General features: G+C 24.4%; 18 protein-coding genes and 3 tRNA genes. 5 read left to right on the top strand and 16 right to left on the bottom strand.

The annotated features are described in order from the left end of the window. Window positions 1-117: 117 nt before the first annotated feature. Both rpmB and rpmG read left to right on the top strand, forming a co-directional pair. Entirely contained in the window at window positions 118-378 is a 261-nt protein-coding gene (rpmB, locus tag D9V73_RS00395; RefSeq protein ID WP_158336296.1) for a 50S ribosomal protein L28, read from the top strand. Continuing rightward, the gene (gene rpmG, locus D9V73_RS00390) at window positions 356-523 is read left to right on the top strand and encodes a 50S ribosomal protein L33 (RefSeq protein WP_158336295.1); all 168 of its coding nucleotides are present in this window, start codon (window positions 356-358) and stop codon (window positions 521-523) included. The genes rpmB and rpmG overlap by 23 nt, the downstream gene beginning before the upstream one ends. A 257-nt stretch (window positions 524-780) precedes the next feature. Here rpmG and fliR read toward each other — a convergent pair whose 3' ends face one another. The 13 genes from fliR to fliF all read right to left on the bottom strand — a co-directional run bounded on the left by fliR (window position 781) and on the right by fliF (window position 10,899). Continuing rightward, window positions 781-1,554: a flagellar biosynthetic protein FliR gene (gene fliR / locus D9V73_RS00385; protein WP_158336294.1), complete on the bottom strand. Its 774-nt coding sequence runs from the start codon at window positions 1,552-1,554 to the stop codon at window positions 781-783. Further along, window positions 1,554-1,823, bottom strand: a complete 270-nt coding sequence (fliQ, locus tag D9V73_RS00380) for a flagellar biosynthesis protein FliQ (protein ID WP_158336293.1) — start codon at window positions 1,821-1,823, stop codon at window positions 1,554-1,556. Before fliQ ends, fliR begins: the two co-directional genes overlap by 1 nt. A gap of 74 nt (window positions 1,824-1,897) precedes the next feature. Next, a complete protein-coding gene (fliP, locus tag D9V73_RS00375) occupies window positions 1,898-2,629 on the bottom strand; it encodes a flagellar type III secretion system pore protein FliP (RefSeq protein WP_158336292.1) in 732 nt (243 codons plus the stop codon). Then, window positions 2,626-2,985, bottom strand: coding sequence for a flagellar biosynthetic protein FliO (fliO, locus tag D9V73_RS00370; RefSeq protein ID WP_158336291.1), 360 nt, complete (start codon window positions 2,983-2,985; stop codon window positions 2,626-2,628). The genes fliP and fliO overlap by 4 nt, the downstream gene beginning before the upstream one ends. Before the next feature lie 35 nt (window positions 2,986-3,020). After that, the gene (gene fliN / locus D9V73_RS00365; RefSeq protein WP_158336290.1) at window positions 3,021-3,272 is read right to left on the bottom strand and encodes a flagellar motor switch protein FliN; all 252 of its coding nucleotides are present in this window, start codon (window positions 3,270-3,272) and stop codon (window positions 3,021-3,023) included. A 174-nt stretch (window positions 3,273-3,446) separates the two neighbouring features. Beyond that, the gene (locus tag D9V73_RS00360; protein ID WP_158336289.1) at window positions 3,447-4,382 is read right to left on the bottom strand and encodes a hypothetical protein; all 936 of its coding nucleotides are present in this window, start codon (window positions 4,380-4,382) and stop codon (window positions 3,447-3,449) included. Between the two features lie 194 nt (window positions 4,383-4,576). Continuing rightward, window positions 4,577-5,113, bottom strand: coding sequence for a flagellar hook-length control protein FliK (locus D9V73_RS00355; RefSeq protein WP_158336288.1), 537 nt, complete (start codon window positions 5,111-5,113; stop codon window positions 4,577-4,579). 374 nt (window positions 5,114-5,487) lie between these two features. Further along, window positions 5,488-5,712 carry a hypothetical protein gene (locus tag D9V73_RS00350; RefSeq protein ID WP_158336287.1) on the bottom strand — a complete coding sequence of 75 codons (225 nt, stop codon included), beginning with the start codon at window positions 5,710-5,712 and terminating at the stop codon, window positions 5,488-5,490. Between the two features lie 12 nt (window positions 5,713-5,724). Continuing rightward, window positions 5,725-6,084, bottom strand: coding sequence for a flagellar export protein FliJ (locus D9V73_RS00345; protein ID WP_261979197.1), 360 nt, complete (start codon window positions 6,082-6,084; stop codon window positions 5,725-5,727). A gap of 95 nt (window positions 6,085-6,179) precedes the next feature. Next, complete coding sequence (locus D9V73_RS00340; RefSeq protein ID WP_158336768.1) at window positions 6,180-7,544, bottom strand: FliI/YscN family ATPase; 1,365 nt, start codon at window positions 7,542-7,544, stop codon at window positions 6,180-6,182. Next, complete coding sequence (locus D9V73_RS00335; protein WP_187307828.1) at window positions 7,544-8,206, bottom strand: FliH/SctL family protein; 663 nt, start codon at window positions 8,204-8,206, stop codon at window positions 7,544-7,546. Before D9V73_RS00335 ends, D9V73_RS00340 begins: the two co-directional genes overlap by 1 nt. A gap of 72 nt (window positions 8,207-8,278) precedes the next feature. Beyond that, window positions 8,279-9,232: a FliG C-terminal domain-containing protein gene (locus D9V73_RS00330; RefSeq protein ID WP_158336284.1), complete on the bottom strand. Its 954-nt coding sequence runs from the start codon at window positions 9,230-9,232 to the stop codon at window positions 8,279-8,281. Then, window positions 9,229-10,899: a flagellar basal-body MS-ring/collar protein FliF gene (gene fliF / locus D9V73_RS00325; protein ID WP_158336283.1), complete on the bottom strand. Its 1,671-nt coding sequence runs from the start codon at window positions 10,897-10,899 to the stop codon at window positions 9,229-9,231. Before fliF ends, D9V73_RS00330 begins: the two co-directional genes overlap by 4 nt. 191 nt (window positions 10,900-11,090) lie before the next feature. Between fliF and D9V73_RS00320 the strand changes: the two genes are divergently transcribed. Then, window positions 11,091-11,405 (top strand): flagellar hook-basal body complex protein FliE, encoded by a 315-nt coding sequence (locus D9V73_RS00320; protein ID WP_158336282.1) that lies wholly within the window; start codon window positions 11,091-11,093, stop codon window positions 11,403-11,405. A gap of 398 nt (window positions 11,406-11,803) precedes the next feature. Here D9V73_RS00320 and D9V73_RS00315 read toward each other — a convergent pair. Beyond that, window positions 11,804-11,876 (bottom strand) — tRNA-Ala (locus tag D9V73_RS00315). Window positions 11,877-11,983: 107 nt separating this feature from the next. Further along, a complete protein-coding gene (gene gltX / locus D9V73_RS00310; protein WP_158336281.1) occupies window positions 11,984-13,384 on the bottom strand; it encodes a glutamate--tRNA ligase in 1,401 nt (466 codons plus the stop codon). A gap of 122 nt (window positions 13,385-13,506) precedes the next feature. Between gltX and D9V73_RS00305 the strand changes: the two genes are divergently transcribed. Next, window positions 13,507-13,579, top strand: a tRNA-Val gene (locus D9V73_RS00305). Between the two features lie 14 nt (window positions 13,580-13,593). After that, window positions 13,594-13,666 (top strand) — tRNA-Lys (locus D9V73_RS00300). A 22-nt stretch (window positions 13,667-13,688) separates the two neighbouring features. Here D9V73_RS00300 and ligA read toward each other — a convergent pair. Further along, a complete protein-coding gene (gene ligA / locus D9V73_RS00295) occupies window positions 13,689-15,713 on the bottom strand; it encodes an NAD-dependent DNA ligase LigA (protein WP_158336280.1) in 2,025 nt (674 codons plus the stop codon). Window positions 15,714-16,437: the final 724 nt, after the last annotated feature.

Raw genomic sequence — 16,437 nt, 5'->3', positions numbered from 1 at the left:
CAATATTTGATCTATAATTTTAAAAATTAATCTCTAATATATAAGAATTACATAAAATATTTATAATTCAACAAACATTTAAACGTCTAAAACAATATCGAGGTAAAAATTGTAATTATGTCTAAAAAATGTCAAATCACTGGTAAAAAACCAATGATTGGAAATAATCGATCTCACGCTATGAATGCTACTAAAAAACGATTTTTACCAAATTTACATTTTCATAAATTTTGGGATGTACAAAGAAATAAATTTATTTCATTAAAAGTATCTGCAAAAGGTATACGCTGCATAGATAAAATTGGGCTAGAAATAATATTAAAAAAAAATCTATTAAAAAATAGAGGACAAAAAAATGGCAAAAAGTATACGACATAAAATAAAATTAATTTCTTCGTCAGGTAGTAAACATTATTATACTACAACAAAAAATAAAAAAGATAAAACTCAAAAATTGACACTAAAAAAATACGATCCTATTGTTAAAAAACATGTCTTATATAGAGAAGAAAAAATGAAATAATTATTCTAATAATAAATAAATCACTATAATTAAACTTAGACTATATAATGCTAACTATATCACTGTTAAAAAAAGAATAGATTAGCATTTTATAGAAAAAAACTTATACTTAAAATTGCTATTTACATACCATAGTAATGAAATATAATACTTGTACTAATGCAATAAAAAATAAATACAACAATATAATATTTTACAATTCCATAATACTTAAAAAAATCTAATTATATCATTTCTATATATATTTAAATTTGCATCTATCCCTTAGACAAAATAGAACAAATCCACATTAAACGATTAAAAATATTATTATAAACATACGGGATAGTTGGAATAAACAAGTAAACAGTATATACTCCTATAAGTAACGTTACCGTAAATCCAATAGAAAAAATAGAAATCTGAGATGCAATCCTATTTAAGATACCCATAGAAAAATTAAGTATTAATTGAATAATAATAACTGGCAACATTAACATGAATCCATCAATAAAAGCAAATTTCGTAAACATAACAATATGAAGATATTTTTCTGAATCTAATTTAATTGGTGTTATTGGAAACGCTCTAAAAGTATCAAATAATACTGATATCATCAGAATGTGACCATTAAACTCTAAAAACAATAATAATAAAAATATATAGAGAAACCGAGATAACACAGATATATTAGAATGAGTATTCCAATCTAATAAAGATGAAAAAGATAAACCCATTTGAAAACTTATAATCTCTCCAGCTACTTTAATAGCTGAAAATATCAACTGCATCGCAAATCCTAAAGACATACCAATTAATATTTGCTCAAATAATATTAACAATCCATCACTAGAAAATAAATCAATTTTCACTTTAGGTATAATAAGCATAAAAAACCAACTTAAAATAAATGTAATAAACAATTGTATTTTTTTTGGGATAGACTTATCTCCTAATAGTGGAGCAATTGCGACAAAAGATAAAATCCGTATTGCTAGAAAAAGAAAATTACAAAAAATAGACATAAAATCATGAACATTCAAAGTAATCATTAACTAGTAATCAATGACAAATTATTAAATAAAGAGCGAGTATAATCTAACATTAAAGTTAACATCCAAGGACCAAAAATAACAATAGATAATAATACTGTAATAATTTTAGGAATAAACGATAACGTTTGTTCATTTATTTGAGTAGCAGCTTGAATAATACTAATAACTAAACCACTACACAAAGCAGATAATAGTAAAGGTGAAGCAAGCATTAACGCAATTTTCATTGCTTCATGAAAAAGAGTCATTACAGATTCAACTGTCATACATCTCCTTAATATACAATATTAAAAAATAAAATATTAAATATCGTAAATATCGTCATAATAACGTTAAATACTTAATGAAAAAAACTATGAGTTAAAGATGTAATCAACAATTGCCAACCATCTACTAATACAAATAACATTAACTTAAAAGGCAACGATATTGTTGAAGGAGGAACCATCATCATTCCTAAAGCCATAAGAACACTAGCTACTACCAAATCAATTATTAAAAATGGAATAAAAATAGTAAATCCAATTTGAAAAGCTGTTTTCAGTTCACTAGTAACAAAAGACGGCAATAGCACGCGCGTTGGTATATCTTCTATATGTGAAAAATTAGAAATATTAGCTAATTTGGAAAAAAAAGCTAAATCATTTTCTCGAGTCTGCTTAATCATAAATTGACGTAAAGGTTTCATACCTTTTTCAAAAGCTACATCCATATTAATTTTATCTTCACTAAATGGCAAATACGCATCCTGATAAATTTTGTCGAACACTGGGGCCATAATAAAAAAAGTTAAAAAAAGAGATAGACCTAACAGAATTTGATTTGGAGGAGAATAAGGAGTTCCTAAAGCATTACGTAATAAACTAAAAACAATAATAATTCTAGAAAAACTAGTCATCATTAACAAAACTGGTGCAATAAACGTTAATGATGTAATGAATACCAACATTTGTACTGGAACAGACCAACTTTGTCCTCCATCTGATAATGGATGACTAAAAAAATTAAAATCTCCCGCATATACCATAGGACAAAATAATAATAGAAATAATGAAACTATCCGATAAATCATTGTTTTATTCCAAAAACGTGTGACAAATCTTTTTTTATATTTTCAATATCTTCAGATTTAATTGACAATCCTTGTTTACCTTTTTCTATAACAGGTGGCAATTTATATAAAATGGAAATATTTGTTGAAGTAACACCTATGACTAATCTCATTTCTTTTACATCTAGCACAACGATACTTACATTAGATCCAACTGATATTCGTTCTAAGACCTTTATTGAAGAATTATTTATCGCATTTTTTGTAAGAATAATTCTTTTAAGTACCCAAGTAAATAATATAATAATCACTATTATTTTGAAAGACCAAATTGCAACTTTTGAAAACATTGTTTCTGTTAAAATAGATTGCAACATAATACCCACAGAAAATTTTTTGTTATTTACAATAATTAATTCACATTATCTAAATATTCTGAATTATCAATAATACTAGTGATTCTAATGCCATATTTTTCTTCTATAATTACTAATTCTCCTGTTGCAATTACACATTGATTTACCAATATATTTAATGGTTCACCGGAATATTTATCTAGAGCCAATATGGAATCTTTGTTTATATTAAGAAGATCTTTAATTTTTAACTTAATTTGTCCTAATTCAACTGTAATATTGACTGGAATATCAGAAACAAAATTAATGTTTTTAAACTTTTTTAAAGATTTTTCTAAATCTCTTTTATTATCATCTTTTTCTTCATTTTTTTTTTATCCATACTTACTTTTAATTCATTTATCTCATTTTCATTGTTATTTTTAGCTACGTTTTTAATATCATTCATAAATATTTTCCTAATAATAACTATTACATTTATACTAAAAACTTTTCAAAAAAAAAACATATTTTTTTTTATACATTTTACATTTCCCTGATAATACAGGAGTATTATTAGAATATGCTATAACGTCCTCTGGAGCCTTTATAGAAACAATATCACCAATTTTCAAAGTTAATATTTTAGATAGAAATAATGAAAAACCAATTAGTTTAATGTCCAAATGTATTTTTATATTATATATTACTGGCCATGACATTGTTTCAATTTTTCTTTTTATTGTTAAATTACTTTGAACATGTCTATTTACCAATTTATCTTTAAACATTTTAATAATACTAAATGGAATACCTATACTAAATGATCCTACTGTATTACCTACTTTCATGCAAAATAACGAAAATAAAAAAACATTATTTTCAGATATTGTTCTTTCAAAATCACTTTTTGTCATTAATTGAAAATCAGATAAATTAAAATTAATACTATGTTGATTTTTCCAAGAAAAACTATACGCTTTTTCGATAATATCTAACATTTTTTTCATAATATTAGTTTCAGATATAGTTAATGTATTAACATTACTGCGAACAACTTTAGTTAAATTTGAACCTCCAAACAAAATATTAATAATAGATAGCAATATATCATCAGAAAAACTTATTATTCCCGTTTCTACATGTGAAATAAATTGAAAAGAATTAGTAAATCTTGAATTAACAAAATGTTCTTTATAACTATTATACCTAGCTAATTGAATATTATTCAATTTAACGTCTAAATTAATATTCATTGAATCTAAAAAAAATAAAGAAATTTTTTTTGAAAAAAAATTAAAAAAATTTTTCAAAGATTTTTCTATTTGATGTATGGTATAATAATCTATTATTGAATTATAAACAAAATCTATTGCGATCTTATTTCCCTTTTTCGTTATATAGTCTTTTCCAATTTTAAAAATAATGTTATTTTTCATTACAATACCTTAAAATGTAAATGTTAATATAGAAAACGCTAACATTGAAAAATGTTTATTTCGTTGTAGATTGATAACAATATTATTACATGAAATAACTAAAAACATAATAATTCAAAATTAGTGGCACAAAGTATTTTATTATTAAACGTAAATATCAACAATTTCTTGGTTTATTTTAGGACAATATAATTCTAATATAAACGTTTTATTTTTTTTTTTGACATAATATTCATAATATTACGTGTATAACTACAACAATTACTGTTTTTATTTAGTAATATAATCTCTTGAATATTTGGGTTTCGAACTACAATTTCGTTAAATTTCATTCCATTTTTGAAAATAATATTTCGTAAAGTAGAAATATCAGATGTTAAAACTTTTTGTGTAATACTATTATTAGACACCAAATCTAATTTAAGAAATTTATTTTTTTTTATCTCTAATCGTATAAGTAAAGTTCCTAAATGCTGCACATTTAAAGATAACTTTACGATTTTTTTATTTTTAGAAAAACATGTTAATAATTTCTTATAAATTAATGGCATATAATAACTTCTCATTGAATCAGGATTGTAATCATGAAATGAACAATAATTTTTTCTTTCTATATAATCATCATATTTTGAATATATATGAAAATCAGAGGAAAATATTGTTCGCATGCAGTCTAATATGATATGAACGTATTCATCATAACATATGTTTTTTTTTAAAAGATTATTCATAGCTATTATAGATTTAATATGCGTTGCTAATTTGCATATATTATTAAAGCTTAAACAGTTAATACCAGAAGACGCAAAATAAATAAATCTCAGTGTATTCTTTATTAAGTATCTATATAAATGTTTGAAAACATGAACGTAGTTAGTTTGTTTATTTAATACATTAAATAACGTACAACTTATCTGTTTTATATACTGTTTAATAAAAAAATAAATAAACTTTGTCGAATTATTATAAACTTTTAAATTCATAGACAATTTTTCTAGTTGTAAACAACCTTTCATACTATTCAAAAAAAGTGAATGATACCTATAAGATATATAACCATATATAAAAAAATTATTTAAAAAATATTTTTCATCTATCAAATTATTCACTTTTTTTTTATCTTTCCAGTTAATGAAACAATATTAAGAAAGTTATTCATTTTTAATCTTCTACTAACATTGCATGTCGTAATATTACTTTTACTATATGAGAAACTTTTATTAAAAATTTCATAAAAAGTTTTTAATCTTGATTTGGATTTTAACTGATGAAAATTAAATTTTTCTGAATGCAATAAAGTAGTAGTAACTGTTTTAATAATCTTTAACATATAAATAATAGTCTACCTTTTTTGAAAAAAAGATTTTTGAACACATTCATCAATGTGCATTTGTTCTTCTAGCTGTATTATTTGATATCTATGATGTAACAATTTAGAAGATATCATATCCCACATTCGCAACCTATATTGGCTTTTTTGCCACAAAACAAAATATGTTTGATATTGCTTATCATATTTTTCAATAACTTTTTTTTGTTGTTCAATACCATGTATTAATGAAGAAATAAAATAATCATAATTGTTTAATTTAAATCCTACAATTCCATACAATAATTTTTTATTCAATTTCACAAGATATTCATTTTGATATTTTAATAATAAATTAATTTGATCTTGAATCTTATTTTTGTTTAAAACGATCTTTTCTAAAATAATAGATAATTGTTGGTTTTTTTTTTATCAATTTTTCTTAATAATTCAATAGATTTTTTATTTTTAAACATATATTTCTATCCTCAACTAAATAGTTTATATAAATCTCTTTTAGATTCAGAAAATGAGCTCTTTTCTTGCATGCCTTGCTGTAAAAATTTCGTTAATCTTGGTAATAAGGTAATTGCTATATCTAACTCCGAATTAGTACCTGAAACATATGCTCCAACATTAATTAAATCACGATTTCTCTGATAACAAGAAAGTAACTTTTTAAAGTAACAAGCTTTGGTATTATGAACAGAATCCACGATATTTGACATTACTCTACTAATAGACGTTTCAATGTTAATAGCCGGGTAATGACTAGATTCAGCATATTCTCGAGATAATATAATATGTCCATCTAATATAGACCGAGACGAATCTGCAATAGGATCATATTTTTCCTCTTCTTCTGTTAATACTGTATAAAATGCTGTAATAGAACCACTTCGTTCTTTTCCATTTCCTGCTCTTTCTATCAATGATGATATTTTAGAAAACACCGAAGGAGGATATCCTTTTATAGCAGGTAACTCTCCTATAGATAAAGCTATTTCCCGATGAGCCATAGCATAACGAGTTAAAGAATCCATAATTAACAATACATGAAAGTTTTTATCTCGAAAGTACTCAGCAATTCGAACTGCATAATTAGCTCCCTGAACTTGAAATAACGGGGAAAATTCAGCAGGAGATGCAATGATTACTGATTTTTTAAGAGACTCTTTGGTAAGAATAGTTTCAATAAATTCTTTTACTTCTCGTCCTCGCTCTCCTATTAACCCCAATACAACTATATCAGCTGCAGTATATTTCGTCATCATACCTAATAATACACTTTTCCCTAATCCAGAACTAGAAAATAATCCGATTCTTTGCCCTCTTCCAATGGTTAATAATGCGTTTATAGCACGAATACCAGTATCTAATACGTCTGAAACTGGATGTCGATGTAATGGGTTAAATATTGAATGAGATAATGATTTTTGATGTTTTTTGTCAATTTCTTTTAAACCATCTAACGGTTTACCTGTACTATCTAATATTCGACCTAATAAACCTTCATATATCGGTAATCTATGAACCATGAAATTCATACCGCCTGACATTTTTGGTCTAACTCGAGAACCAGGAATAATACTGTTTATATTTTGTAATAACATTAAAAACAATATTTCATTTTTAAATCCAACTACTTCAGCTTCTATTTCATCAATACTATGCATATTTTCAGAGTTTTCTATAAAACAAACAGACCCTACAGGCAATTGCAAACCACTAACTTCCAAAATAGCTCCATTAAATCCAACTAAACGTCCATAACTTACTGTACTAGGAAGATTAATTATTTCTTGCTCACAAATTAATGTTTCTTTCATCCATTTATTTATTCTTAGATTCATTATGTTCTCTTTTTTAAAACTAACCTGCATAATTCAGTCCAACGCCCAAATATAGTTGAATCTAATATAGTATCACCCGAAGAAATAATACATCCTCCCATAGATACTTTGATATCATAAAAAACTAACCATCCATATTTAGAAAATATAGTTCCAAAATTTTTCTCAACTATCTCTTTATCATTAGGATGAATGAACAATTTTGGTTTATTAAAAACAATTTTTTCATTTCTAAGCAGTTCTCTTATTTTATTTAACAAATTCTGATCATTGGAATACGAATTACTTTCTATAACCTTTTTAGCGATACTTAATGCTAAATGCACTATACGAGAAGCAATGACATCATCTAATTCTGCTAAAGATTGTTCAAAACTTACTAATAAGTTATTCATTTTAGTCAAAATAACATCATTTTTTTTATTGAATTCTAATAAAGCTTTATCTAGTCCAACAATAAAACCTTCTTTTTCTCCTTTTAAAAAACCTTGTTGATAACCATTTTTTTGATCTAAATCATAACTTTTTGCACTTTTATTAATAGTATGATCACTGTTCGTGTTAATCAGATTTTTTTCTCTCTCATTATATTTTTTGTCATCGATATGTACATTATTATCTAATTCAATATCATTTTTTTTTTTAGTTCTTCGGGATGCCATTTCTTCCAAATTACTTCTGATGCATTTTGAGACATATACATTCCTATATTTTACATACATATAAATCTAATATTATTTCAAAAAATTCTTAATTATATTCAATAAACTATTTTGTTTTTCTTTAATAATGTCTTTAGATACAATAACTTTTTTAGAAAAATAATTTTTTAAATAATCTGAATCTTTCTGAGACATATTTTTCAATACTTTTTCTTTTAATAATTCATTAGATGCACTTATAGCTACTGATAAATCATCTAATGTAGTTTTCTTAATCAAATTTTTAATATAAATATCATCAAGATGTACAATGTCCTCAAATAATAATATTTTAGATTTAATAACGTTCGCTAATGCTTTATCTGATTTTCCAATTCTATTTATAATACGTTGTTCTTGATCATACGTCATTAATTTTAACAATTTTATTACAGTTTTTATTCCACCTTTATTAGATATATTTTGTTGATTATTATTTAATAAATAATTAATAATTTTAATTAACTCGTGTTCTCCCGATCTTTTTAAACTAGTAAATTGAACTATTCTCGAAATTACATCTAGACTTAATTGTTCTTCCAAATAAGATAAAATAGCTGAAGATTGATTACAATTTAAATAAATTAGCATAGTTGCAATAATTTGAGGATGTTCATGTTTTATTAAATCAGAAATATTCTTAGGATTAATTGTATTTAACTGTTTGATACCACAAATAAGATCTTTATTATCTTTAATCTCATTAAATAACATTTTTGCATTTTTATCCCCTAATACTTTTTTAGATAAAGCAATGACATAATTTGTATTTACTACAGTAATAGAATTATTAGTAGAAAAATTACTATTAAATTCAGATATTACTTGATCTACAATTACGCGAGGAATTTTTTTTAAATTAAACATGCATTTAATTAAATCTTGAATTTCTGAATAAGAAAGCTCTTTTAATATTTCAGATGCTTTATCTATACCAACAGTAATCAATAAAATAGCACTTTTTCTAATACCATCTAAATTAATCATTTTTTATTATTATCCATCCATTTTCGAATAATCGTAGCTATAACGTAAGGATCGTCTTTAGACAAATTACTAAAACCCTGATCTATAGATGTATCTTTTTCATGTGTTTCCAATATATCTAATGTATTACGATTATTATTATTTTTCGAAACATTCGTCGAATTATTTCTTGAACTATTTCTTTTAAATATTTTTTTAGAAAAAAATATTTTATATAAAAAGTAAAGCATTATTATAAATAGTAAGATTAATGCGTATTTAAATATATCGTTTAGAAGCAACGGTTGATTCCAAAATGATACGTCTTTATAAATATATACAGGAGGTTTTATAAATTGTGAACTCACTATAGAAATACTATCTCCCCTTTTTGAAGAAAATCCAATAACCTCTCGAATCAAACGTTCAATTTTATTTATCTGATAAGGACTCAATGATACCAAATCGCCATTTTTGTCACGAATATAATTTATTACTATGGCAGCTGATAAGCGCTTAATTTTACCTACTTGTAACTTATTATGTGAAATAGTATGATCTAATTCATAATTAATAATATAATCTTGATTAGTACTAGACTTTGGTAATATAGATGTACGATTAATATCTTTATTAAAGAGATGATTTAAAGATAACTCTTTAGAAGTAGAACTATTAAAAGTATTAATATTAGGTGATAAACGATTAGAAAAAGTATTTAACTTACCGGACAAAGGATCAGAAGTAACAGAGTTCTCTGTGTATTTTTCATCAAGTTCTGTATTACTATTGCTTCGGTGTGATCGAATAGATTTGCTATTATTATTATAATTTGGTTTATACTTTTCCTCTGTACTTTCTCTAACGTCAAAATTTATTTGTGCTGTAACTTGTGCATGCACATTATTAGCACCTACTATCGGGATTAAAATATTTTCAATTCTTTGTTTATAGCGTTCTTCGATCACATCGTAATATTGTAATCTCATGTTATCAATATTATTAAAAGAATCATTACTGTTTAATAATCTTCCTGTTTGATCAACTATAGTAATATTATCTGTAGATAAACCAGATACACTTCCAGATACCATATGTAAAATCGCATTAATTTGATTAGAACTAATATTTAAATCTTTTTTAATATCTAAAATTACAGCAGCTGAAGGTAACTTTTTCTCTTGAATAAATAAAGAATTCTTAGGTAATGCTATGTGTACCCTAGCCGTTTTAATATTATCTATTTTTTGTATACTTCGTGCTAATTCCCCCTCTAAAGCTCTTTGATAATTTATTTGTTCGTTAAATTGACTAATTCCAAATTTTTCATGATCTAATAGCTCAAAACCAATACTAGCACCTTTAGGTAATCCTTGTTCAGACAATCTGATGCGAATTACTTGTAATTTATTTTCTGGTACTAATAAAGCACTATGACTATCATTAAACTTAAAAGGAATATTCATTTTAGTCAATTGAGAAATAATTAATTTTTCATCTTCATTAGATAAATTGTTATAAAGAACGTGATAACTAGATGATTGAAAAAAAAATGTAAAAAAAATTATTATTGATAATACAAATAATACTAAAACAATAATACTACCACGAAACGGAAAATGAGAGAAAATACGATGCGATTTATTTCTATCGTTGGGGTTAAAATTAGATTTAAAACTAATATTCATAAACTGTTCCTTTATAAAGATTATTTATAATTTATTATTATATATTGACTAAATAATCTGAATTTACAAAATAACTATAATAATATTACTATTTATAATAAAATAAGCACAAAATAACATTTTAAAATATTTTATCCTATTTAAACTTATGTTAATATGCGTTAAATTTGTATTACTTTTTAGAGAAAACAATGTCTATTGACACTATGAAAGATAGTCTTGACGTAATAACTACTCTTGGTTCCTTACTAGATGTAGGAAAAATCGCACATGATATATCACAAAAATTTACGGATCATGTAAAAGATGCGTTTAATTTACTTAGTTTCAATCAAAAAGAAACAGAGAAAGAATCTGAAAATCTTGAATTAAATAAGAATGAACATACGACTTTGAATGATGTTATAATGAATCTTCAGCAGTCACTAATATCTACAGATACAATAGTACAAGTTCGAGATAAATTAGTATCAGGTTGTAAAGAATTATTAAATTTACAAATTTAATTTTGTAGTTATTATTTGAACGTTACTAATATATTAAATGTTTATTTACTTAACATTTAATATATTAGACTTATTATTTGTTAAATATATATAAATTAAAAACATGCACTAAAAAAAAAGAGAATACAAATAATAAATAATATTCTTAACATTGTATAAATTATAAAAACAATTAAATATCTTGTATTACTTTGTATGATGAATAAATCGTAATTAAGTATTGATAATTTATGTCATTTACTAAATATACTCTACATTAAAATATATAAATTATATATAAATACAATACATAAAAATTAAATCACCCTTAAGTGATTAAAAAAATAAATATTTCATTTACATAACTATTATTTTAAAAAAATAATATGATTCTTTCTAAAGAATATAGGTTGTTTCAGTGGAGCTAAGCGGATTTGAACCGCTAACCTTTTGCATGCCATGCAAATGCTCTCCCAATTGAGCTATAACCCCATATAATCTCAAAAGATAGTATTTATTAAAATCAACAAACATTGTACTTCAATAATTCTTGTTTGCATCTATATTTTATAAAACTATTGAACTCGTATTTTTCAATACTAATTTTTATTAATATATATTAATGCAGCATTAATTCGTGATAAAACTCGTAGTTTACCCACTCCATATATGACAATATGAATACTAGGTGAAATGGTATTGCCTGTAATAGCTACACGAATAGGCATAGATATCACACTAAAATTCATGTTCAATTCAACAACTGACACATGTATCATGGTTAATAACTCTTCTAAACTCCACTTATCAAGATGTAAAATCTTATTATATATGTATTCTAAAATAACAATAGAAGATTTCACTAAATATTTTTTAGCAGCATCTGCATTTAAAATAATATGATTATCGTAAAAATAACGAGAACAATTAACCATATCTTGTAAAGTATTATAGCGAGTACCAACTAATTGTATAAGTTCAATTAAGTCCGGTCCATTTGAATAATTAATATTGTTTTTATCAAACTGGTACTTAAGGTGTTCTACAATAGAACATTTAGATACATTCTTGATATAAAATCGATTTAACCACAACAACTTACCTACATCAAAACGACTAGGAGATCTATTGATTCCTTTTAACGTAAATAATTTTATCATATCGTTAATACTAAAAATTTCTTGATTTCCATATGCCCATCCTAATCTTAAGAGATAATTCAGTAACGACTCTGGCAAATATCCTCGTGATTTATATTCTAATATACTTACTACCTCTTTCCTTTTTGATAATTTTTTACCATTAATATCTAATATCATAGATACATGAGCATAAATAGGAACATTAAACCCCAACGATCGAAATAAATTAATTTGACGAGGAGTATTATTAATATGATCTTCTCCTCTAATCACATGAGTAATATTCATATCATTATCATCTATTACTGCACAAAAATTATATGTAGGAATTCCATTAGTTCTTTGAATAATAACATCATCTAATTCTTCATTATTAAATAATATTTCTCCTCTAATTTCATCAAAAAATGACACTGTTCCACTTATTGGATTACGAAAACGTACTACATATTCAAGATCACCCGAACTTTTCAAAAGATCTCTACATTTCCGATCATATTTTGGTTTTTTTCCAGTTAATAATTGCTTCTTTCTTAGAATATCTAATCTGCGACTAGTACAATAACACTTATAAGCTAAACCAGATTTAATCATAAAATTAATAATATCTTTGTAATATCCAATTTTATCACTTTGGAAATAAGGTCCTTCATCCCAATTTAATCCTAACCATTTTAAACCATCTATTATTTCTGAAATCGACGATTGTGTAGAACGTTTTACATCTGTATCTTCAATACGTAGAATAAACTTTCCCTTGTTACTTCTAGCAAATAACCATGCATACAACGCAGTTCGAATGCTTCCGATATGTAAACAACCTGTAGGACTTGGAGCAAATCTTGTCGTAATTAACATACTATCTGTCCTCAATACTATTCAAATTCTGTAATCGTCAAATAATATGTAAAAAAATAAATGACAAATTTCTATAAAAAAAGATTGACTCTGTATTTCTATTCTTTACAATAGTATCTATAGGGTGATTAGCTCAGTTGGTAGAGCTTCTCCTTTACACGGAGAAGGTCGGCGGTTCGATTCCGTCATCACCCATATATGTAAAAAAGGGGTCGTTAGCTCAGAAGGTAGAGCAGTTGACTTTTAATCAATTGGTCGCAGGTTCGAATCCTGCACGACCCAAAACGAAAGATATAATACTATTTTATAAGCAAATTTTTATAATTTTTAATAAGTCGTGTTCTAACATAACTTTTGTATTTAATGTCCTAGATTTTATAAATTTAGATCCTGGATTTTTTCCTACTATAATATAGTCTGTATTTTTTGAAACGTTTGACGTAACATGACCTCCTAACTTTTTTATTATATTTATCACTTCAACTCGAAAAAAAGTTTGTAACGATCCACTAATAGCAATCCTTTTATTAAATAATATATTTGATTTATGCACAATCGAATTACGATTAATATGATCTGAATATATATTTAGGTTTTTTGACAAATGAAAAACCATTTCTTTGTTAGATTTATTATTTAAAAAGTTGAACAAATAATGCGCGGTATTTAATCCAATCCCCTTAATTAAATAGAAATCCTGAATATTAGCATTCATTAAATTATTTAAAGATGTAAAATGTTTAGTAATAATTTTAGATTTTCCCAATCCTATGTCTCTAATGCCTAAAGCACACAAAAATTTAGATAAAGTAATATTTTTAGATTGATTAATAGAACTAATAATATTAAGTACTGTTTTTTTTCCAATATCATCTAAATTACTAAGTTTATCATAAGTAAGATTAAAAAAATCAGAAAAGTTATTTATATAATTATTATCTACTAATTTACTAATAATTTTATAACCTAATCCATAAATATTTAATCCGTGTTTAGAACAAAAATAATATAATAATTTTTTAAGTTGACCTTTACACATCACACCTGAAGAACAACGAACTTTAACGCTATTATCGTCTAGTTTTATTTTAGATTTACAGACTGGACACAATTTAGGAGACACTACTCTTTGCGCATGATTAGATCGATAGCATTTAACAACGCTAACTATCTTTGGAATGACATCTCCAGAACGTTTAACTGTAACAACATCTCCTATATGCAAATCTAATTGTTTAATTACATTAAAATTATGTAAAGAAACTTTTCTTATAGTTACACCAGATATACATATAGGTTCAATTTGAGCAACAGGGGTAATTACTCCTGTTCTTCCAATTTGATATATAACTTTTAAAATTTTAGAAACTTTTTCTTTATCAAAAAATTTCAATGCAACAGACCATCGTGGCGCTTTATGTGTATACCCTAATTTATTTTGAAAAATAATAGAATTAACTTTTATTACAATTCCATCTATATCAAAATCTAAAAAATCTCGAATACTTTTAATTTTTTTATAAAAATTTAAAATATCAGCATTAGAATTAAATATAGAACTATACCCACTAATTGGTAATCCCCAATTTTTTAATTGAATTAATCTACTAGAATGATCAAACATATTTAAATTATCAGGAAAATAACCATACCCATGACAACAAAAAACTAAATTTTTAATAGCATCAGTTTTTAAATGTTTTTGAAGCAATAATCCAGAAGAAGCATTTCTAGTATTAGAAAACGTTTTTGTGTGATTATTAATTGCTTTATTATTTAATCGCGCAAAGTCGCTTTTTAACATAAAAATTTCTCCTCTAACTTCTAATGTTCTAGGTAAATTAAATCCGCACAACTGTTTAGGAATAGAGGAAATCAAATAAATATTACTAGTTACATCTTCTCCTGTAATGCCGTCACCTCTAGTAATTGCTTTTTTCAATGTTCCTTTTCTATAGATCAAATTTATAGCTAAACCATCAATTTTTAGTTCACAACAAAAATTAATTTTTTGTTCCTTTAAAAAGACTTTAACTTTTGTATAAAAATTTAAATAATCACTGGCGGTAAAAACGTGATTTAAAGATAACATCGGAGTAATATGTTTATATTTTTTTAACCCTAAAAGACCAGGAGAACCTATTGTTAAAGTTGGAGAATCTTTTTTTAACCAAGTAAATTTATACTTATTTTCTAAATATTTCAATTTTTTAATTAAATAATCATATCTACTATCAGAAATAATTGGGGAACCCAATGAATAATATAAGTACCCATAATAACGAATCTTTTCTTGTAATCTCAATATATAATTTTTTATAAATGTCATACAATACCAGTTAATTAAAGTAAAAATAAAATCTATTCATACTAACGTTATGAAACGTAACTATGTATTTACAAACATAAGCTAACGTATTCAAGAATAATGTATATTCAAATCATTTTAAAATTTAAATACGCCTACTTTTGTTAACAAACAAAACTTAAAATTTTTTAAAAAACGACATCTATAAACCTAAAACAACATATATAGTTCAAAGATAGTAATTCTACTAATACAAAACGTATACAAAACTATTAAAATAGACATTAAAAAATAATACTAATAAAATATATGTATATTCAATATTAAATAAAAGAATTACTATAAGAGTAATTTAATGTATAAAAACATATAAAATATACTAATAAATATTATTTTAAAATAAAAAATATTTTAATAATTACAGCGTTCACATTGTATATAACTAAGAGCATAATTAAACACACGAAATAAGTTTTAATTGTGTACTAAATAACTCAGACTTACGCTGAATTACTCAAGTAATTATAATATTCTAATCAATACGCCAATCTAATTTTCAAACTAATTAAAAAATGCACGCTCACTAAAATATTACTCAACGTTATATAATTTTATTTATTAAAATTAAAAAAATTCTTTTAAAATTAATATATTATTTTATCTTTTCTTCTTATAGACACAAGATATAATCAAAACATTGTTTTCAAATTTTTAAATCTAATTAATAATACTAATCATTAAAAAA

Source organism: Buchnera aphidicola (Melaphis rhois), assembly GCF_005080745.1.
GTDB classification, from domain to species: Bacteria; Pseudomonadota; Gammaproteobacteria; order Enterobacterales; family Enterobacteriaceae; genus Buchnera_B; species Buchnera_B aphidicola_AT.
This window is presented reverse-complemented; position numbering and strand designations above follow the sequence as displayed.